The organism is Lactiplantibacillus brownii, from assembly GCF_031085375.1.
Classification (GTDB): Bacteria; Bacillota; Bacilli; order Lactobacillales; family Lactobacillaceae; genus Lactiplantibacillus; species Lactiplantibacillus brownii.
In genome coordinates this window covers 18,387-39,169 of the sequence record NZ_JAVCWF010000005.1, presented here as the reverse complement: position 1 = coordinate 39,169, position 20,783 = coordinate 18,387, and the positions used below count along the sequence as shown (strand labels likewise).

The 20,783-nt window shown below is 40.0% G+C and carries 22 protein-coding genes and 2 pseudogenes; 4 read left to right on the top strand and 20 right to left on the bottom strand.

What is annotated here, in order from left to right:
• The first annotated feature begins 86 nt into the window (after window positions 1-86).
• Together RA086_RS15145 and RA086_RS15140 are read left to right on the top strand one after the other, a co-directional pair.
• Window positions 87-305 carry a DUF2188 domain-containing protein gene (locus tag RA086_RS15145; protein WP_010579558.1) on the top strand — a complete coding sequence of 73 codons (219 nt, stop codon included), beginning with the start codon at window positions 87-89 and terminating at the stop codon, window positions 303-305.
• Window positions 305-481: a hypothetical protein gene (locus tag RA086_RS15140; protein ID WP_179291136.1), complete on the top strand. Its 177-nt coding sequence runs from the start codon at window positions 305-307 to the stop codon at window positions 479-481. Before RA086_RS15145 ends, RA086_RS15140 begins: the two co-directional genes overlap by 1 nt.
• A 686-nt stretch (window positions 482-1,167) precedes the next feature.
• Here the strand turns inward: RA086_RS15140 and RA086_RS15135 are convergent.
• On the bottom strand, window positions 1,168-1,722 hold the full coding sequence (locus tag RA086_RS15135; protein ID WP_020923829.1) for a recombinase family protein: 555 nt from the start codon (window positions 1,720-1,722) through the stop codon (window positions 1,168-1,170).
• Window positions 1,723-1,929: 207 nt separating this feature from the next.
• Window positions 1,930-2,223, bottom strand: a pseudogene (locus RA086_RS15130) (transposase); the annotation flags it as partial.
• A gap of 26 nt (window positions 2,224-2,249) precedes the next feature.
• On the opposite strand from RA086_RS15130, the gene RA086_RS15125 reads away from it, so the two are divergent.
• A complete protein-coding gene (locus tag RA086_RS15125) occupies window positions 2,250-3,260 on the top strand; it encodes an IS3 family transposase (protein ID WP_308704584.1) in 1,011 nt (336 codons plus the stop codon).
• A 114-nt stretch (window positions 3,261-3,374) separates the two neighbouring features.
• On the opposite strand, the gene RA086_RS15120 is transcribed toward RA086_RS15125, so the two are convergent.
• From RA086_RS15120 to RA086_RS15045, 16 genes and pseudogenes are all read right to left on the bottom strand, one after another.
• A complete protein-coding gene (locus RA086_RS15120; RefSeq protein ID WP_308704583.1) occupies window positions 3,375-3,878 on the bottom strand; it encodes a glycosyltransferase in 504 nt (167 codons plus the stop codon).
• Entirely contained in the window at window positions 3,878-4,555 is a 678-nt protein-coding gene (locus RA086_RS15115; RefSeq protein WP_308704582.1) for a sugar transferase, read from the bottom strand. Before RA086_RS15115 ends, RA086_RS15120 begins: the two co-directional genes overlap by 1 nt.
• Window positions 4,536-5,483 carry an NAD-dependent epimerase/dehydratase family protein gene (locus tag RA086_RS15110; protein ID WP_033608512.1) on the bottom strand — a complete coding sequence of 316 codons (948 nt, stop codon included), beginning with the start codon at window positions 5,481-5,483 and terminating at the stop codon, window positions 4,536-4,538. The genes RA086_RS15115 and RA086_RS15110 overlap by 20 nt, the downstream gene beginning before the upstream one ends.
• Window positions 5,484-5,500: 17 nt before the next feature.
• Window positions 5,501-6,274 (bottom strand): tyrosine-protein phosphatase, encoded by a 774-nt coding sequence (locus RA086_RS15105; RefSeq protein ID WP_308704581.1) that lies wholly within the window; start codon window positions 6,272-6,274, stop codon window positions 5,501-5,503.
• Complete coding sequence (locus tag RA086_RS15100; protein ID WP_308704580.1) at window positions 6,261-6,989, bottom strand: CpsD/CapB family tyrosine-protein kinase; 729 nt, start codon at window positions 6,987-6,989, stop codon at window positions 6,261-6,263. Before RA086_RS15100 ends, RA086_RS15105 begins: the two co-directional genes overlap by 14 nt.
• A 10-nt stretch (window positions 6,990-6,999) precedes the next feature.
• A complete protein-coding gene (locus tag RA086_RS15095) occupies window positions 7,000-7,770 on the bottom strand; it encodes a YveK family protein (protein WP_308704579.1) in 771 nt (256 codons plus the stop codon).
• Between the two features lie 414 nt (window positions 7,771-8,184).
• A complete protein-coding gene (locus RA086_RS15090; RefSeq protein ID WP_308704578.1) occupies window positions 8,185-9,114 on the bottom strand; it encodes an IS30 family transposase in 930 nt (309 codons plus the stop codon).
• 280 nt (window positions 9,115-9,394) lie between these two features.
• Complete coding sequence (locus RA086_RS15085; RefSeq protein ID WP_308704577.1) at window positions 9,395-10,534, bottom strand: hypothetical protein; 1,140 nt, start codon at window positions 10,532-10,534, stop codon at window positions 9,395-9,397.
• 28 nt (window positions 10,535-10,562) lie between these two features.
• Window positions 10,563-11,990, bottom strand: coding sequence for a flippase (locus RA086_RS15080; RefSeq protein ID WP_308704576.1), 1,428 nt, complete (start codon window positions 11,988-11,990; stop codon window positions 10,563-10,565).
• Window positions 11,983-13,116: a polysaccharide pyruvyl transferase family protein gene (locus tag RA086_RS15075; RefSeq protein ID WP_042254336.1), complete on the bottom strand. Its 1,134-nt coding sequence runs from the start codon at window positions 13,114-13,116 to the stop codon at window positions 11,983-11,985. Before RA086_RS15075 ends, RA086_RS15080 begins: the two co-directional genes overlap by 8 nt.
• A gap of 51 nt (window positions 13,117-13,167) precedes the next feature.
• Window positions 13,168-14,187 carry a glycosyltransferase family 2 protein gene (locus tag RA086_RS15070; RefSeq protein ID WP_136846374.1) on the bottom strand — a complete coding sequence of 340 codons (1,020 nt, stop codon included), beginning with the start codon at window positions 14,185-14,187 and terminating at the stop codon, window positions 13,168-13,170.
• On the bottom strand, window positions 14,187-15,131 hold the full coding sequence (locus RA086_RS15065; RefSeq protein ID WP_308704575.1) for a glycosyltransferase family 2 protein: 945 nt from the start codon (window positions 15,129-15,131) through the stop codon (window positions 14,187-14,189). The genes RA086_RS15070 and RA086_RS15065 overlap by 1 nt, the downstream gene beginning before the upstream one ends.
• A 4-nt stretch (window positions 15,132-15,135) precedes the next feature.
• Window positions 15,136-16,239: a glycosyltransferase gene (locus RA086_RS15060; protein WP_308704574.1), complete on the bottom strand. Its 1,104-nt coding sequence runs from the start codon at window positions 16,237-16,239 to the stop codon at window positions 15,136-15,138.
• A complete protein-coding gene (locus tag RA086_RS15055; protein WP_226458016.1) occupies window positions 16,236-17,060 on the bottom strand; it encodes a glycosyltransferase in 825 nt (274 codons plus the stop codon). Before RA086_RS15055 ends, RA086_RS15060 begins: the two co-directional genes overlap by 4 nt.
• A complete protein-coding gene (locus RA086_RS15050; protein WP_308704573.1) occupies window positions 17,060-17,656 on the bottom strand; it encodes a sugar transferase in 597 nt (198 codons plus the stop codon). Before RA086_RS15050 ends, RA086_RS15055 begins: the two co-directional genes overlap by 1 nt.
• A 15-nt stretch (window positions 17,657-17,671) precedes the next feature.
• Window positions 17,672-18,610 (bottom strand): annotated as a pseudogene (locus RA086_RS15045) (GDP-mannose 4,6-dehydratase).
• Between the two features lie 581 nt (window positions 18,611-19,191).
• Here RA086_RS15045 and RA086_RS15040 point away from each other — a divergent pair.
• Window positions 19,192-19,281: a putative holin-like toxin gene (locus RA086_RS15040; RefSeq protein WP_021353390.1), complete on the top strand. Its 90-nt coding sequence runs from the start codon at window positions 19,192-19,194 to the stop codon at window positions 19,279-19,281.
• 158 nt (window positions 19,282-19,439) lie between these two features.
• On the opposite strand, the gene RA086_RS15035 is transcribed toward RA086_RS15040, so the two are convergent.
• Both RA086_RS15035 and RA086_RS15030 read right to left on the bottom strand, forming a co-directional pair.
• On the bottom strand, window positions 19,440-20,564 hold the full coding sequence (locus tag RA086_RS15035; RefSeq protein WP_308704572.1) for an ArdC-like ssDNA-binding domain-containing protein: 1,125 nt from the start codon (window positions 20,562-20,564) through the stop codon (window positions 19,440-19,442).
• A 3-nt stretch (window positions 20,565-20,567) separates the two neighbouring features.
• Complete coding sequence (locus RA086_RS15030; RefSeq protein ID WP_027823051.1) at window positions 20,568-20,783, bottom strand: hypothetical protein; 216 nt, start codon at window positions 20,781-20,783, stop codon at window positions 20,568-20,570.

Here is a 20,783-nt window from a genome sequence, read left to right as displayed (position 1 = left end):
AACATGCTGTAATCTTATTTAATATATAACAAATAATCTATATACTCTTTTCCATATCTAAAATCATATGAATGGAGGTTATTGAAATGCCTTGGAATGAACAAAATTACCCACCATCAATGAAAAATTTGAAAAAAGTGGTTCGAAAAAAAGCTATTGAGATCGCAAATGCGCTTAAAGAAAAAAATTATGACGATAAGCGGGCCATTTCAATTGCTACGGAACAAGCGGAAAAATGGTATCAACATCGCTCTGATTTAAAAGACGACACTCCATTCAAGAAGAATTTAAGGAGGCATAGCTAATGATATCACTTTTGGAAAAACACCCAAACAAAATTACTCCTCATATACCAATAGAAAAGCCTAAAAAGCAATTACCACAAAGATTTCCAGTAAAGACTCCACCTGAAAACCCCAAAATAAATCCAGAAAAAATATACCCTGAAAAACAACCTGAAGAGCCGGTTAGGCGTGATTAATAAGCCGTTTATGTTAGATTACAAATTCCAATTTGAAGGGGGCCACATAAATCAGAGTGAATTCCCATGAGGCATACTAAATACAATATTGGAGACTACGTTTTAAATTGCAAATAATTCGGATTAAATTTGTAATCTACCTTAATCTATTTCGTTTAGTATCCTTTACTATATATAATAAGGAGGTCTCTAATGCTAGTTTTTCTGTCAACATCATTCATACCATCCAATGATAAGATGTGGTCACGAGTTGGCATAAATAAAAATCAACAATTCCCGCCATTGGCAATAGATTTAGGATGACGTTCCCTTAATTTTGAATGGTGTCCATGGTCTTAGTTAAATTTTTCTTGTTTCTGCCCAATTGATTCAATTCAGTAACTATGACAACACCACCTTAACAAATCATAATTTGGATAATAGTATGTTCCATTTGAAAGCTAAGCCTTATAATTAGCATAGGGTTAATAGCTCTAATCAAAATACCCACAAAAGGCCTGCTCAACTAACAATTGAGTAGGCCTTTTGTAGTACAAATTAATCCTTATCACAACTAACCTCAATAGCACAACAGGTATAAATAGTGCCTAAAATCCCTAAATAAATTTCTCTCACAACTGTTTAATAAAGCGGCAATCCCCGTTGTACGTGATTAATTAAACATTCAATTCTTAAAACACCTATTTTTAAATCGACTTAAACCTTCGCTGTTGCGTGCGTTTACTAATCCCCGTCTTTCGTTCAATCATCTTATAAGTCATGCCTTGTTTTCGCAACTCATAAGCAAATCTGATCTGTTCATCAGAATACGTTTTCGGTCGCCCTTCCCGAAACAACGGATCATGTTGCTTGGCATACAATTTACCTTCTTGTGTGCGCGTGACAATCATATCGCGTTCAAACTGCGCAAAGGCGCTAAATATTGTAAAGACTAATTGGCCAGTCGGCGTATTGTCAATTAAGCCCATATTCAAAATGTTGACTTTGACATTTTCTTTAAACAACTCTTGGATAATGGCTAATGCCTCGCGCGTGTTCCGTGCAAACCGATCCAACTTAGTTACAATCAAAGTATCGCCTGTTTTTAGAACGCGCAACAATTTTTGAAACTCCGGTCGTTCAGTAGTTGTGCCGGTAAACTTTTCTTGAAAGATTTTTTCTGCTCCTGCCAATTTTAGTAACTCAATTTGATTTGCTAATTTTTGATCAGTGGTACTGACCCGCGCATAGCCATATTTCATCTTTTTATCTCCTTACTTATGTCATTAAGTAATGACACGGTTCTAACCCTTTAATTATACAGTATCAAAAAAGAGGCCACAACTGTTAAGTTGTGGCCTGGCTAGTTCTATTAATTATAAAATTTGTTAGTAAACAATCAAAAATCATTGTGAAGTGAACCTAATTTATTTTGTACGAACAGCATTCAGATTAATTTTACAATCTAACTTAGTAGCTAGTTTAAATTCGTGAGCAATCATTCCTGGTGACCAGCTTAGACGTAAATGGTTGAGAATTTTTTGCTTTAACTCATCGCTCAGCTTAGTTTTCCGACCACATCGTGATCGCTTGTATTCGGCATCTGTTTGTGCTAATTCAGCCTGATAAGGTTGACATCGAGATAATTCATAAGAAATTGTTGACGGTGATCGGTTCAGCCGAACGCCCATTTGGATATTGGACAGCCCTAGTTCACAAAAGGTTTCGATTTTAATTCGTTCGGAATAGGTTATACTAGACAAAAGATCAGCTCCTAAAAGATGGGTTTGTGGTAAACACCATTTTAAAGGAAGCTGATCTTTTTTGTCCGAACAGCGTTCGGATTAATTTTACAATCTACCGAAATCCTAAAAAAAGCCCTGGGCTTCCTTGCGCAGAAGTAACCAATATCTTTGATTACATTCACCAAGAAAGCCATCACCACCAGGTAACCAAGATGTGCCGAATCCTCGGTGTTTCCAGAGCTCAGTATTATCGTTATCGATCCCCCAAACCTTCAAAACGCCGGGCCGAAGATGCGGGCTTGAAACAACGGATTCTGCGGATCTTTGCGGAATTTAAGCAGCGATACGGTGTTATGAAGATCCACCATGAATTGAATCTGGAACTTCAACCACTGCAGCTTCGGTGCAGTCCACGACGGATTTCCCGGCTCATGAAGGAACTGGATATCCACTCCGTTACCGTCAATAAGTGGAAAGCGGCTTCGGCTTCCAAAACCAAGGTTGAACAGCGTCCCAACTTGCTTAAGCAGGATTTCTCGACCACTGGTTTAAATCAAAAATGGACCGCTGATATGACCTATATTCAAACGAAGCGTGATGGCTGGTGTTACTTATCAACCATCATGGACCTGCACTCACGACGGATTATCGGCTATTCGTTCTCAAAAAAGATGGCTACTGATTTAGTCTTAAAGACCCTTGAAAGCGCGGTTAAAAATCGAACCATTACTGGGGACCTGATTATCCATACGGATTTAGGATCACAGTATACCAGCGATGATTACAATCAACGTTTAACTGAGCTATATATCCGCCACTCATACAGCCGTAAGGGTTGTCCGTATGATAATGCGCCAATGGAATCCTTTCACGCTTCCCTCAAAAAGGAATGTGTTTATCCAGTGCCGGTCTTTGAAGATTATGAAACTGCCGCTGCCGTCCTTTTTGAATATGTGCATGCTTTCTACAATAGGAAGAGAATTCATAGTTCACTGGGCTACCAGACCCCCTTACAAGTTGAAATTGCAACACTTACGAGCCAAATGGCCGCCTGATTTAATGCTTTCCAGGGTTCAAATAAGTTATTAATCGCGATTAATGATTTATTTGAGCTGTGGAAGGTAAACGCGGTTCTGAATGTCTCTTAAAATCTGTCTCAAATATTGACTTCAATCCATGTGATTTAAAGGATTCCTTAAAAACACTTTCTGGGCTACTTCATTGAAACTTATTGGGACTTTTCTTCTTCCAATAAGTCTTTGAGGACTATCACTAAATTCAGCAATCTGACTTCCAACGACCGCAATATCCTGGTTTTTATCCTCATTCATATAATTAAGCATAACTTCCATACGTTCAGGATTATTTAAATCGTCCGAATCGAAACGTCCGATATACTCGTAACTACATGCTCTAAGTCCCTCTGCAAGTGAGATTCCTAAACCACAGTTCACTGGATTTTTCACGAAAACTATTTTAATATTCCGATTACTACATTCGGATTTAAACCACTTCACCACTTCCGTCAAGTTTAGGCCAATTGGTCCATCTAATACACACACAAACTCTTTTGGAAGAATTGTCTGAGCTAATATACTATCAAAAGCGTTTCGTAATAAATCAGGACTTTCCTTACTATAAATTGACATCAGTCCTGAATAATCTTCTACCATTAACGCGCACCATCCCCAGTAAACACAACTTTGACTGTTCCTAATAACATCTTAATATCGAACCAAACCGAAAAATGTTCAATATAGTAATTATCCAGCTTACATTTCTCGTCTGGCGTAATATCGTAGCCACCATTAATTTGTGCATACCCTGTAATACCAGGAATAATACGTAACCGTTTAGGGAAATCTGAAAATTGCCGACTAAACTCCTCTGTCAGCACTGGCCGTTCTGGTCGCGGTCCTACCAAACTCATATCACCTTTTAACACATTCCAAAATTGCGGTAGTTCGTCTACTCGAGTTTTACGCATAAACCGACCAATGGGCGTAATTCGCGGATCATTCTTTTGGGCCCAAACCGCACCCGTTCGCGCTTCAGCATCCTGATACATCGACCGTAGCTTAATTACATTAAAGCTTTTCCCCATTAGGCCAACCCGTTCTTGCTTATAAAATGCCGGTCCTTTAGAAGTCAGCTTTACAAGAATGGCAAACACCAGAACAATTGGCGAACTCAAAACCGTCCCGATTAACCCGACAGTAAGGTCAAAAATCCGTTTTACAAATAGTTTCCAACCCATAACTGGCTTTCCAATCATAGTTGGAAAACGATAATCCGTTTGTGGTTGTACATGACCAACTTTAACTGTTTCATTAATTTCGACTTGCTTCACGTTGTTGCGCCCCTTCCCAATATTTGCTCAAGCCTGCTTCTAACGACCACTTCGTCGTGTATCCCAACTTAATTAACTTACCGATATTGGCCACCGAACGTTTTACTTCCCCTTCACGCCCTGGCGCCTTTTTAATCTGTAATGACGTTCCTGCAACCTTCTCATATGTTTCAATAATGGCATTTAAGCTGGCTTCATTACCATTGGCGATATTAAAGACTTCATGCTCAGTATCACTTTTCGTTATCAACCATAATGCTTGAATAACATCTTCAACATACACAAAATCTCGCGTCTGACTCCCGTCTCCGTACAAGGTAAATGGCTTCTTGTTATTGAGACAATCGGTCAAGATCGACAGCACCCCTGAATATGGCGAACTGGGATTTTGACCAGGACCATAAACATTGAAGAAACGCACACAGACAGTTGGTAAATCATAAAGTTCACCATATGCTAGTACAAAACGTTCCGTAGCATACTTATCAATCGCATATGGTGATAATGGATCAACTCGTGAGTCTTCTTTCTTAGGTAATTCTGGCAGATTACCATAAACCGCTGCCGAAGACGTAAATAGGAACTGTTTAATTGGTAAATTAGTCTTCCGAATATATTCCAACATATTGAATACTGCAGTTTGATTCACTGAATGGGTTTCAGCTGGACGTTCAATCGAATCGGCAACACTAGCAACAGCTGCTAAAAAGTAAATATAATCAGGTTGTTCTTCCTGTAACAATTGTTGCATGAATTTTTCGTTGCGAACATCTTCGACATAAATGGTGACTTCATCCTGATGCTTAACATTATGTAGGTCCCCCATGGACAAGTTATCAACTACGACAACGTCCAATCCTTCTGCAACCAAGTGGTCCACAAGGTGGGAACCAATAAATCCCGCTCCTCCAGTTACTAATGCTTTCATTTAACTCGCTCCTTCTTCTAGAACAACCAGTGCTTTCGCTGTTTTCGTGGTATTTCAATTCCGCCAATATCAATCTGTTCACCATTCAACAAATCCCGAGCGTTGGTTGCAAAACGTTCAGGATATTTCGAATTCATTTCATTTAATACTTCGTAGGCCTTGGTCATAGCAAAGCCTCGATTTTTCAGCGTATGTGCATCTGATGCGACCACCTGCACCAAACCGCACTTAACGAATTCTTTTGCAGTTCGCTGGACTTGGTCCCCAAAAGTGCCAACTAAACTCGTGGCCGTAACCTGTGCCAAGACCCCATCCTCGGCCAACTTGTATAATCGCTGCGGTTCGGCAATAATTTGAGCATTCCGTTCAGGGTGTGCAATGACCGGGGTAATCCCCTCACAAGACAATTGAAAAATCATCTCATCCAAGTAACTTGGTACCATCTCGTGAGGAAGTTCTAACAATAAATAGTGTCTACTGGTATCCATCCCCAACAAATCATCAATATTTTCCATCAACTGACCATTCAGATGTACCTCCTGACCAGGAAAAATAGTTAATGGAATATCATTTGCATCTAGCTCTGCTTGAAATGCCTTAACCGCCGCTGCCACATCACCGGCATGATTGAGATAGTGCCGATCCATATGATGTGGTGTCGCTAAAATATAGCGAATCCCGTCAGCAACCGCCTGCCGTGCTAATTCCAATGACGCTTCTAAGGAAGGTGAACCATCATCAATGGCTGGTAAGATGTGGCAATGTAAGTCAACTAAATTATTTATCTTCATCACTGTAATACCCGTAGCCACTGTTATAGCCGTAGTATCCGTGATGAGAGCTATCACGAACATCGTTCAACACTGTACCCAAAATGTTAGCTTGTGATTTCTTTAATGAATTAACAGCATCACGAACCGCTGCTTTTTGGGCTACACCTTGGCGAACAACTAAGACCGTGCCATCAACTTTATTAGCAAGCAATTGTGAGTCAGTCACCGGCAAAATTGGTGGTGCATCAACGATCACCAAATCTAATTTACGTGTTGCCGAAGTTAAGAATTCCGTCATTTTGTTGCTTCCTAACAGTTCCGCGGGATTCGGTGGCTTAGGACCACTCGTCATCACAAATAGGTTACCAATAACGGGATGGATTGCATCATTCACATTGTCCATTTGATTAGCCAACCATGAACTTAATCCCTTATGATTTTTAAGCCCGAACGTCGTGTGAATCGTTGGTCGCCGTAAATCAGCATCGACCAATAAAACTTGCATCCCTTCCTTAGCATATTCCACCGCCAAGTTGCAACTTACCGTGGACTTACCTTCACCAATCATCGCTGAAGTCACCATCAAAGTTCGTAAATTTTTGTCAGTAGCCGCAAAATTGATATTGGTTCGAATTGTTTTAATCTGCTCAGTAATGACCGACGTGGGTTCATTAATCGTCGTGAGATTAATTGGTGCCGTGGTCGTTATATTCTGTCCTTTACGTTTAAACATCTAGCACCTCCTAAACTCGCTTCATTGTTTGCGATGTTATTTGATTATCATGTGTGGGATGAGCAACAGTCAAATTTGAAACTTGTTTTTTAATTGAGTATTGATTTTGATGATTGACTAAGCCTAAACTAGTTAACCCTAAATCATCAGTTAAGAAGTCAGCGTCGTGAACGTGGCGATCAGCGAGCATCCGAATCGCTGCATAAACAAATCCTAATAGCAAGCCGACAACTAGCCCAATCAACATATTCAGTGGCTTCTTCGGTGATACTGCACCATTTGGCGTTTCAGCTGGAGCAACAATCGTGACGTTGTTAACTTTAATAATCTTTTGTACTTTATTCTTAAAACTACGAGCAATTTGATTAGCAATCGTCGCACTAGCTTTCGCATTAGTATCAGTCACTGAGATTGAGAAAACTTGTGAGTTAGCCGTACTTGTCACACTAACCTCACTTTTTAGTGTGCTTAGTGAGCGCTCAATACCATAACGCTCACTTAATTGTTGCTGAGTTGGTTTTAAAACCACTTGTCCAGCAATTAATTCCTTGTAGGTCGTAATCATCTGAACGTCAGCCTGCTGCCCAGCATACTCAGTAGCGGCATTAGTATTTTTACGGTTAACCAAAATCTGGACACTTGATTGGTACTTAGGTGTAATTACAAAGAAGGTCAGTCCTGCGGCAACTATCAATCCCACCACCGTAAAACTGACAATTGCACGCCAGTACTCACGGACAAGCCGGATAAAAAAGTCAAAATTTACTGTTTGATCCATCATTCACTCTCCAAAATTTTAACAAGATTAAAACACGTTTTAACTAACGCTATTAAATACAATCTATCATCAAATATAACACCGAATTGGTTGATTTACAATTGAAGTCCAAGAAGCGATCTCACCTATTGACTGCAATTCAAGATTTTTCATTTACCTTTTGATAGAGGGTTCCATGATAGTCTCTATCATGTTTTTTATCGGCCAAATGGTCAATCAATTTTAAGAATATTATGGTGATCATCCAACATAACCCTTATATGGTAACTTGTAAGACGCTTTGAATCTGTTTTTGAAACATATGTGTGATGCCTCTGTGGATTCCTGTTCCTTAGCCTTTTTTACTGCTATTATGAGATTTCTCGGTCCTGGTTGGATTAAACTTGTAATTTGGTTCCTATAAGGTAGATTGCAAATTTAATCCGAATTTTTTGACAAATTGGTCAGCATGACCTGATAAGGTGTTTGCCAGTCAAGTATTTTAAGTGGTCTCTGATTAATTTCGAGTAAGGTGGTTTTCAAGCCTTGAGCATTAATGTGCTCAAAATAAGTCCCCTTAGGATAAAAATAGCGTAAGTTCCGATTAAATCGTTCATTACTGCCGCGCTCAGCTGGCGTATAAGCATGGCAGTAATAGGTCTTAATACCGTATTGTGCTTCAAGTGATACTAGACCGCTAAACTCAGTGCCACGGTCCACCGTAAAACTATGCACCGGGCCATTAAAAGTTGCTAGAAACTTATTTAGGGCTTCATTAACAGTCGCTGTCGTCCGATCTTTTAACCGGTATGCCCAAAGGAACCGTGATTTGCGATCGATTAAAGTTAATAAAACTGCCTTACTATGCCCACGGGGGCCAACAATTGTATCTAATTCAAAATCACCGATGCGATTACGTCGATTAACCACGATGGGTCGCTGTTCAATTGACCGTCCTAATGATTGATTATATTTAGAACGTTGGTCAAGGTTACGCCGTTGGCGCACGCCATGTTCAGGCAAATCATTTAAAGAAAACTCAATTTTTCCTTGATTTAACCAATTATAAATTGATTTAGTCGCTAGTTTAAATTCGTGAGCTATCATTTCTGGTGACCAACTTAGCCGTAAATGGTTTAAAATTATTTGCCTTAATTTGTCATTCAATTTAGTCTTTCGGCCACATCGTGATCGCTTGTATTCGGCATCTGTTTGTGCTAATTCAGCCTGATAAGGTTGACATCGAGATAATTCATAAGAAATTGTTGACGGTGATCGGTTCAGCCGAACGCCCATTTGGATATTGGACAGCCCTAGTTCACAAAAGGTTTCGATTTTAATTCGTTCGGAATAGGTTATACTAGACAAAAGATCAGCTCCTAAAAGATGGGTTTGTGGTAAACACCATTTTAAGGGAAGCTGATCTTTTTTGTCCGAACAGCGTCGGATTAATTTTACAATCTACCATAATGATAAGTCTGTCTGTCAAAAATTTTCTCCCGCTTATGCATTATCGTCAATCTTTTCCCAATCTAATGTCACACCAATTCCCGACTCTTCTCCAGTGCCACTTCGATCGTCTTGTTCATATCATAATACTTGTCATCCGCCGAAGATTACATTCGGTTCCTGATCGGCCAGCTATTTCTTATTCTACTTCTGAAACATACACTGTTTCTTGCTTTTCCATCTGAATATTTGGAACAATGTCATGATAGATCAACTGTCGGAATGCCAACATCATCATATTGTAATCAATGTTCATCCAAAGTCGTTCGCTGATTCCGTATGCAAAGAGAAAGAAAACAGCAATAGCCATAGGGATATTATCATATTGGTACAGATCCCTTATCAGTAGCATATAAGCAACTGTAACTGCGATAAAAACAAGGATACCTGAGCATATTGCCAAATAGGCATATAAGTTGTCACATGTCCGGTTTCCAAAAGAAATACTGTGTCCCAGAATAGTGGGGCCAAGAAGTTGATTGTAATAAACAACATTAGTAATTCTGCCTGAAAAAGCCGAATCCAGTGCCTTCATTGTCTGGGAACCCGATTCCATCATATGCGCCGATACTGCGGTCAGCACAGCACATATAACATAGTTCAGCTGCATAAAAATCTGCCATCCCTTTTTCTTGAATGCATTCGGCCACTTGGCATAAAATGCAGTAAAAATAAGCAGCGCGATTGAATAGACTTCTGATGTGCGGCTTCCAGCAATTCGATCTTCAAAAACAAGAATTGCAATAAGCGCAGCATAAAGCCAGAAATGAAACTTCATGCGTGCAAGATATAAACATTCCAAAATAAGAATGAATACAAGCAGTCCAAAATGATTAGGATTCTGGAATCCCATGCTGTGGCGCATGATCGTCCCAAATGCCGATGCTGTATCAGGGGCAATTCCCGCTCGCCACAAGAAATACATCAAAACAATGGTCAACAACCGCAGAAAGACATCGTATTTTATGCATTTATTAAAATCAATATTCTTTGACACCGTAATCATAAGGATCAGCTTAAAATAGCCATAGTCCCCGACCCGGTATCCAATAAAGAGTGACCACAAAATAAGAATAAAGAAAATGATTCCTTCTTTTGCATAGTAATCATGAAGCCGTGTAAAAAATAGAATCAGCAAAATTGCGATTCCAAAGTAAGTAATATTCTTCAGATAGCCGCCGATTCCTGCAATATGCCCAAACATAGCAAATGCATAAAACGTCGTATATGCAAGCAAAAAAAAGAATGTAGTCAGCTTGTTGCGGTCAACCAATAACATAATAAAACAAACATCTCCTGTTCAATATTTAGGCCTTCTGTTTTTCTGTGCTCTGTCCTTTTCCAAGAAAATCGTTCCAAATGAACTTCCTGTTCAAAACAGCAAAGACAGCAATTGCCACTACCATTTTGACCGCGAAGCTGATAACCGTTTCATGGAAGAGACGCGAAATAATCATGCATGCAGCAAACATTACTGCCGATTTCCATAAGCTATTTAAGAAAAGCCGAACATATACACCAATTTCCAGTTCTTTTCTTGACTTAATCGTCTGCCACAGCATTACGCTGACCTCAGCAAGCACTGTTCCTATGCAAGCACCATATGCGCCATACCCTGGAATAAAAATGCTATTGAAGATCAGGTTAATCACTGCGCCAAATATTGTCGATTCTACATAGACCCGATCTCTCCTTGTAGGAATCAAAAACTGAGTCCGCACAACATTTGCCCAAGCGGTAAATGGCAGGTAGATGGCCAGAAATCTCATTATTCCGGCACTCTTTGTAAACTCCGGCCCAAACATTGTCAACGATATTTCATCAGCAACCGCCCAGATACCAAAAGTCATTGTGGTTGCCATCACCATAGCCAGCTTCATAGATGCCCTGAGAATCGGCTTATATTCGGATTTCTTGTTATTTAAAACATACGACATACGGGGAAGCATGACTGTTCCCAGCGCTGTAATAACAGAAATCGGGATACTAATGATTTTCTGTGCATTTTCAAAATTTCCAAGCTCAACTGTTGACGACAGTCCTCCGATCATTATCTTATCCATAATGGCATAGATTCCATACGCCAAGACCGGAATAAGAAGAACGAGAACCTGTTTAAAATGGCTAAAGATCTCACTCCATTTGACCCGTACAATGTGAACGTACCGATGTAAAATAAAGATAAGATAAAGCTGGCTGATCAGTGTTGCACTCCCCATGATGGCCGTGTAGACCCACAGATCGTTTCTGTTCCTAACGCAAAGGAATATAAACACTAACGAAATCACCTTAATCAGGACATTTCTTGATATCGTCAGCTTAAATTTCTCCAAGCCAAAATAAAACCAATTCACATCAAAGCATGTCGAAATAAGGAAAATAAACTGAATTGCCGCGATCTCCCGGTATCTCCTGCAAATAAAGATCACATAGAATATATAAACCGCAAGCGTAACTGTGCTCGTCACCAATTGCAAACCATACATACTGGAAAATTTTCGGTTCATCTGAGTCTGGTCATCCCGGATTCTGGCGATTTCCCGATTTCCGTAGTTGTTCATACCAAGCATTGCAGCTAGCATAAAGAAGTTGACAATCGAATATGTGTAGGAATAAATTCCTATATTGTTAACGCCCAGCACTCTCGAAATATAGGGCGTTGTAATCAAAGGAAAGATGTATATCAAAAGCTGATATACAACATTCATTATAAAGTTCTTATTATCACTATTCATTCGTCGTGTCCAGACTGTCCTTTAAATATTGAATTGCCTTATTTCGTAGAATGGGAAGTTCCTCCTCGTAATAGGAGTAATCCACCATTTTCATATAGTTAAAATACTCTCTATATTCAATCGGAATTAACCGTTCTTCTATCCCTAACTCCTTAATTAAAGTTTTTACTCTATCATCATCACCAAACATTCCACCATTCTTGATCACCCACACCGGCTTTCTAAAAATAGTAGGGAAAACAGTTCCATGGAACGATGTTGTCATGATCAAAGTTGCATTCTTAATAAGTGTCAGGTACGATCGAGGGTTCTCGATTTCCGGAAGTTTAAAGCCGGTTCTTTGCATTCCCTTCACATAAAATGTTTTTGTATTAAATGCAATCACCGGAAGATGATACTTATTCGATACGCACTGCACCAAATGGACAATATCTTTCTGGTAAGACGGCGAATAGAAAAAAATATACTTATCCGGTAAGTTCAAATTTTGATCAGCAATCTGTTCATATGCGTCGGCATCTAAAAGTAATGTCGGATCAAGTAATACAGGAACATCTTTTTCGACCAAATCCTGAAGCCACTTTTTTCCATTTTCCTCACGAATAGAGAGCGCATCAAAATCAGAAAGATATGTCTTGTACTTTTCCGGATCATCAGCATATTTCATGACATTCTTTGCACCGAAAGATGGAGCATAAGCAATTTTACGTGCATTCCTCACCCATGGTAAATAGTATGCGTCATCACCATCTTCAATTGTAATATTCCAAACCTGATCGCTCCCCGTGACTACCACAAAGTATCTGGTGTCCGTCAACTCTTCCATTCGTGAATAAGATTCTGGAGAAAGATGAAATTCGGCGTTCTTGAATTCTTCGAAACTCTCAAAATTTTTTCTTATTCTATCCTTGTATGGAAAGAGAATGATATTCTTGAGAATATTTTTTACAGAATTATTGGGCTGTGTCACACTGTATAGTTGCTTCTGACCAGCATTTGAGAAATCGATGATTTCCGCTTCATAACCTAATCGCTCAATTACCCTTTGCAAAGCAAACGCCTGCAACATTGAACCGCAATTATATGAATGATGAAATGTAATAATTCCTACACGCTTATCTGTCATAACCAATTACCTTCCCGTTTATTCTATCCACGCTCTTTCTTCCCGTTTTCTTTACATTTCTATAAAATAATATTCATTCTTTCCTGACCGGAATCTGTTTCGAATATTTCTGACTGAATTCAAGCAATCTGTAAAAATCAAAGCCTGACTATCTTTCCGTTGCTCTATTAACTTGTAACTGATCTGCACAACCTTCTCAGGATGAACTGTCGTTGGAAAGCGCAGAAAATACTGATTCATGGACTTTGAATGCATTTTTTTCATTTCCTGCGTTTTCTCTTTCCTATTTCTGATTCTGCTTATGAGGAACAGATACAGATAGACACTGTAGGAGAACGAAAAGTTGATAGCATAGTCTATTTCGTTCTTTGCGAACTGTCCAGATTCTGACATCAGCTTCTCTTCCCTCTGCAAAAACAAAAGATTTGACTTGTAAAACCTCGGATTAAATGTCTTTGTCGAAGAACTATTGTGAATCCTGTACTTATATAAGGATCGCGTTACAAATTCGAAACTTCTACACTTAATGACAGCCTCAAGGTTAAATAAGGCATCTTCCCCATTGATCAGATTACTATCAAATGCAATACGATTGATGTTCAAAAAGTTTCTATTAAAAATTTTTGAACATGGCGACGCCATGGTCGTCAGGGCATTCTCTTTTCTGATCCCAAAGATGCCGTCTACAATAGCTTTTATATTTTTGTCTTTTTTATCAAGCTTGCCAGAAAAATAAACAATATCAAAACTCCTGCCGATATTGGAAAAGACTGCTTCTTGCCACCCTTGCAGTAGTACATCATCCGCGTCAACAAACATTACATATTGCCCTGTTGACTCAGCTATACCTCTGTTTCTTGTATACGACGCACCATGATTATCGTGGTGGAGAACCCGTATATTCGCCCGCTCATATCTCCTGCACTTTTCAAGAGACGAATCTTTCGAACCATCATCCAAAAGGAGGACTTCTGTTTCAGCATTAAGTTCTGAAATAATTGAGTTCAGACAATCATCAATATATTGCTCAGCATTATAAACAGGAATGATAATAGATAGCTTGTACATCATTATACCTTTCTTCTGTGATAAGCCCTAACAGGCGCCGCAAAATACATGGACAAGAAGAATTTGATTTTCTCCTTGCCAGAGAAGTTCTTCATTTGCGGCGACATGCGCTTTAACTCTCTGTTAACTTTTCGTTCCAGTTCCGGATGCTCTTTTTTTAACAGATGTGCCCGGTATCTGGCCTCCGTTAATGTCATCAGATATGCATTCGCAGCTGTGTTATATGATGGAGTATCTTTCAATTCTTCCATAATTACCCTGTATGTTTTCAGCACACTAAACCATTTCAGATTCTTCAGGTTATAAGTTGCGCTGTTGCTCACTTGACGATAAAAATATTGTTTTCCCGAGTAAAAAACCGCTGTATCACAATACTTCATATACTCGACATTAAAGAGAAGATCTTCGCAAATCGCTGCCTTCTCATTCATTCGCAGCGAGTGCTGCTTAATGAGGTTAGCGAGGTAGATTTTTCCCCAAAAAAAGCCTTCATATTTCCCCCATAGCTGCGCTGTTGCCTGATCACCCTTGAATACTTCTGTTACTCCCTTGGAGAAGTCTGTCGGGTTGTAATCTTTTTCTTTTACAACTCCTGTGGCCGCCATCTCCGCATGATATTTTTCTATCATTTGGACTAATATTTCTATATAGCCCGGAGCGATGATATCATCAGAATCCACTGGTGCAATGTAAGTCCCAGTACTATGCTCTATTGCGTAATTCCGCGAGTATGAAACGCCATGATTTTCATTATGGAAAAACTGTATACGTGAATCTTTCGATGCATATTTCTCTATGATTTTTCCGGTAGAGTCGGTTGATCCATCATTTACAATCAATATTTCAATGTTTTTATATGTCTGTGTCTGTTCACAGACACTATCGAGGCACTGCTCTAGGTATTTTTCAGCATTATAAGCCGGAATTATTATACTAACTTTTTCCATATGCTTAATCCCCGGCTTTCAAAAATTTGTTATATTCTTTGTCATATTTTACTGTCATGGCCTTATCAGACAATTTTTTCAGTTGAAAATCTTTTATTGCTTCTTTATCGACTCTGTTAAAATTTTTTCGCAGTTCTCCCATTGCTGTGTTAAAACTCCGGTCATCATTTTGAATAGAGAAGTTCTCGCCAAGATATAAATCTTCCCCCATTCCGACCACTTCTCGATGTGATGGAATATCTGATAGGAACAGACCTAAGCCACACGACAGTGCTTCCAGCACAGAAATGGAAAATCCTTCTGATCTTGAAGCTGATGCATAAATATTGCTTATGTTGTAATAAGCCGCTGGATCGTCCTGAAAACCCAACAGCTTTACGTGGTCATCCACCATTTGCTCACAGGCTTCTCTTTCTGGTCCATCTCCAAGCAGTAATAAGTATTCATCCTTATTGTGATATTGTACAAAATTTTGTGTCAAAAATTGTACATTTTTCCTGAAAGACAACCCACCCGAAAAAACGAACACAACCGCATCTTCTGGAATATCTAGTTCTTTCCTCGTAACAGTGTGCTTTGCAATCTTTGGTTTGATACCGTTGCGGATAAATATTACATTTTTCAGATACTTCCGCATCACCTGATAGACCGACTTAGAGCATCCTACGCGGCAGTCCATTTTCTTAAGAGCATCAATGTGCATCTTTATAAAGATCTTCGCCTTCACTTTTCCATACGTCTGCACATAGTCCTCAAACATATTGTTGTGAAGGGTGGTAACCTTCCTCACAGATGTTTTAACCCTTGAAGAAAGAATGTCTGGAATGATTCCATGGGAATGAATGATGTCAAACCCTTCTCTTTTTACAAGCTCTTGGAATTCCCTGCCCTGTCCTAGTAGGCACTTTGTCCGACTAAGAGTTTTACAAGTGAATATCTGGACACCATTGTTTCTAAGATCAGCAACGATGCGTTCGTCATTACCTTTGAAAAGTGTGATCAAAGAAACGCTGTACTGCTCTTTATCCAGATTCCGTATGATATCCAAGATCACATTGCTTGGACCATTATTCGTTATGTAGTTGGTTACAAATGCGATCTTGATCATTCTTTTCTAAGCCCCTTGTAAATCATTTTCCTTATTCCGTTTGGCATGACACATACCGCTGCATGCGGAACTGCTCCTGTCAGAAAATCTATTTCTGATGTCCACCCTATACTTCTTAGCCATTTATGGAACTTCATCATTGTCTTTGCGTAATCTCTGCTACCACGCCGAAGATACATATCAGCTGGTGTCCGGACATCAACAAGCACATCAGGGATGTTTTGTGCTTTATATTCTTTTCTCAGCATTCGAACCCACAGGTAGTAGTCCTCAAACAAATGAAATGTTTCTCTATATCCTCCGGCCGATTCCACTGCATTCTTCTTGAACATCACCGCCATATGGTTCATCGGGTTCCTCTTCTTGGAGAATTTAATGATTTCCTCATTTGTGGTCGGTAAATGACGCTCACCAAAAGGCACCTTCGGATCTGTTTCAAATTCGCTGATCGTTCCACTGGTGAAGTCGATCGCTGGATTCTGTTCAAATACACGCAGTTGCTTCTCACAACGATCTGGTCTGCTAATATCGTCGCTATCCATTCTGGCGACCAGCTCATTTCGACAAATCTTCAAGCCTTCGTTTAGAGCATTACCTAGGCCGCCGTTTTTCTCCAATCTGTGAATATGCAACGCAGATTCAAACTTTTCTTGTTCTTCCCGTAGCACCGCATCAAGTTCGGAAGTTAATGGACCATCACACACAACCACAAAATCGTTTGTTGGAGCAGTCTGGATCCGAATACTTTCCATACTTGTGCGAAGGAATTCCGGGGATTCCTTGTAATACACTGACATAAGAACTGAATACGAAGTGGCCATCATGCCACCTCCAGTAATGCAGTGCTGTAGTTGTCAAAGGAAATGATGTAAGGTTTAAGATCATAGCCCCCATGAATTTGGGCATAGCCCGTTAATCCAGGGATTATTCGTAATCTTTGTGGAAATTCTGACCACTTTTCCGAAAACTTCTGTGTTAAAGTAAAACGCTCAGGGCGTGGCCCAACCAGACTCATATCACCCTTAATGATGCTCCAAAATTGCGGCAATTCATCAATTCGGGTTTTTCGAATAAAGCGACCCACCGCAGTCACACGGGGGTCGTTTTTCTTTGCCCAAACCGCGTCAGTCTTCTTTTCCGCATCATTGCGCATTGACCGCAACTTTACAATCGTAATCGGTTGCCCCATGTAGCCAACTCGTTGTTGTTTAAAAAAGACCGGCCCTTTAGAAGTTAATTTGATTAAAATGGCAAAAACGAAAATAATCGGCAAACTAATGACCCCAAAGATTGTTCCAGAAATGATATCGCAGATCCGTTTCCCGGTCAGCTGCGCTTTGGGAATTGGTTCACCAATCTCATCGACAAACGAATAATCTTGGCTGATATAACTACTCTTGTCTACCGAAACTCGCAAGGTAATCCTCCCCAACTAATGCTTAGAATAGTACTTCCAATAATTCATTAAACCATCGTGCAATGACCATTTTGGTTCAAAGCCAATACTCTTGAGCTTAGAGACGTCGGCCTTGGACTTTTGGATGTCACCCTTTCGTGCTTCCCTTTGGACAATATCGAGCTTCATTCCGGCAATGTCTTCATATGTATGAATGACGTCAATTAATGCCTGTTCATTCCCGTTGGCGATGTTATAAACAGTTGGTTCGTTAGTTTCGGTGGCGATCTTAATCAGCGCATCAACCACGTCTTCAACGTAAACAAAGTCATGGGTTTGCCGCCCATCACCATAAAGCGTAAATGGTTGCTTGTTTTTCAGGCACTTAGTAACGATTGACAAGACACCCGAATACTCTGAATTGGGATTTTGCCGCGGCCCGTAAACGTTAAAGAATCTTACAGCCACAGTTGGAACACCATACAAGTGTCCATAATCAACGGTGTAACGTTCTGCTGCATACTTGTCGATCGCATAGGGAGTTAGCGGATCAACGTGTGAGTCTTCAGTATTAGGGAAGTCTGCCGCATTACCATAAACAGCGGCTGAAGAACTAAAAAGCAGCTTCTTGATTGGTAAGTGGTGTGTACGAATGAATTCCAGCGTGTTGACTACTGATTCCTGGTTAACTTGGTGGGTATACCACGGCCGTGCAACTGAGTCGGCGACGCTCGAAACCGCCGCCAGGTAGTAAATGTAATCAAACTTCCCCTAGTTTAGCAGATTATGCATGAAGTTTTCGTCACAAACCGTGTGTTCATAAAAAGTGACTTGGTCCTTAATATCGGCAATGTTTTCCAACTTTCCCATTGACAGGTCGTCAACGATTACCACCTGGTCGCCATTAGCCACCAACTTGTGAGCCAAAAACGAGCCAATAAAACCAGCTCCACCTGTCACTAACACTTTCGCCATTTTTCAAATCCCCCTAGAATAACCAAAAATGCTTTTTTCTTATCTTCATATCGTATTATATCACATTATATCACATTATCAGAGGATGACGCAAATACTGATGGATACTGGATTGGTGTAATTAGCGATCGCTGCAATCGACCGATAAAACCATTAATGTGCAAATATTAACTATTAATTGCATCTCATATGGAATGTTGTGGTGACACCATTAAAGACCTTTATGGGTTTTTCTGTCCACTAATATGTTCAACTTAAATTTTACAATCTACCATTTACTAAGGTAATTATTTCTAATTTTCTAAACTGGACATCAAGTGTCGACATTCTTCGAAGAGAATACTAACTACTAAGTAAAACTGCCTGTTTTAAGGACGACGTCAAGCGTCTAAACTTTTTACGGCATATAGTTTCACCACTATTTAAAGTTTAGAACAAAACTAATATAGTGGATCAACTATCCCGTCGGATAATCGATTCACTATAAAGCTTAGAATGTTTTAAGGGTGGTGGCTGTCTTTTCCCTTGTGAGGTGAGGCCCATGGGAACATGGAATAATCTTCAGGAAGGTTTCACAGTCAATGAGCGTCTTCCAGACACTCTCGTTGATGTTGCTGTTTGGCACGTTTTTAATCGCGCTCCTCAGCTATATCGACAAGCACCACAAATAAAAAAGCCGCCCTGTGTAACTTTGGTAGAGGTCACAGGACGAGCTAAAATCGTTTATTAAATTTCTGCCACCGCCTTTGAAGCGGCTTGCGTGGGAAGTCCTGTTTTCGGCGGGGCTTCCTTTTTCTGTCTTCATTATAGCATGTCCTTTAAAAACTGGCTAACGTTTCAGACTTTGATCGTATTCAGGATCAGGTTGTTTGATTCCCGGATTCTTTTCAGCAAATGCTTGCAGCTGCTTTTGAGTTTGATCACTAATTTCTTGGTGCACATCGTTTAACTGATTTTTTAATTCTGATTTTTGTTGTGGACTAGTTGCTTGCCTAATTTGTTGTTGCAAGCTTTGATAGGACTGATTAAGATCCTGAGCTGATAGCTTTTTTAAATCATGCTCAGGTTCTTTTTGTGTTTCTTGTAAGCCTAATTGTTTGGTTAACCCGTCACTAAGCTCAATCACTTTGTTGCTAACTTGCTGGATTTCACTTAAAGCACTATGGATCACGGCTTTATCTTTGGCCCAGGTAGCTACATACCCGAGGGAGTAATTGCCTGTATCAACCCCAATGTTTTGCATGGCGACATATGCAACCGCTTCGGCTTGGGTTTCCTGATAGGCTCGTGGGCGATCTTTAAAGGCTGATTTTAACCCATGTAACTGACTATGCGCATATTCGTGATATAACGTCTTTAGTTTCAAAGCATTGTCGGGCTCATCGCCACCAATGACGATTTCATTAGTGCTGGGTTGAAAATACCCCTTAGCCCCATTTAGCGTCGCTAAAGGAACTTCACTGACTTTAAGGTCGGGTTGCTGGTTTAAATAATCTTTGAACGCGTTATATAAGCTTGTCACATTCTGATGATCAGCCAAATTTTCTTTGACAAAGTCTTTAGCGCTTAGGACAGGGTCACCACTAGTTTGTGCCACGTCGAAGATGGGTAGGTAACGATAACCAACAATGGCCCGTTCGTCGGTAGTATCAAGTCGCTTTTGCTCAGCAGGTGTTAATTTCTTAATAATCGGTGCCGCAATTCGAATGGACTTAGCGCCCTTATTAACGGTGCGGTTAAAATCTGTTTGCCATTGCTTAAATCCCGCGACCTGGGTCGCTTGCGGATTTTGCGCATAAATCAAATCAATGTTTCTGGCGCTATAATGATGGAATTTAGCCAAGGTATTGAGGTACTTTTTAAATTGGCCACTATCAGTTAATTTTAGGATTTGTTGTTCAGCCTGGGCAACCAATTGTGCTTTCCAGGCTTTAACGTCTGCTTTACTCGGCATTGTCTACCCCTCCTCATCTTCAAAAATATCATTCAATGTCGGCAATGATCTTATTTGAATCGAGGTCGTGCCATAAAGGGCAACGTAACCGTCAGATAATTTTTGCCAAGCTACTTGATAATAAGCGCCGTTACCAGTGATTTCCTTTAAATACTTGTAGGGTTCTTTAGCCTGCAGAACCGGTAATTCACTCCCAATGACTGCTAATTCGTTATCCAT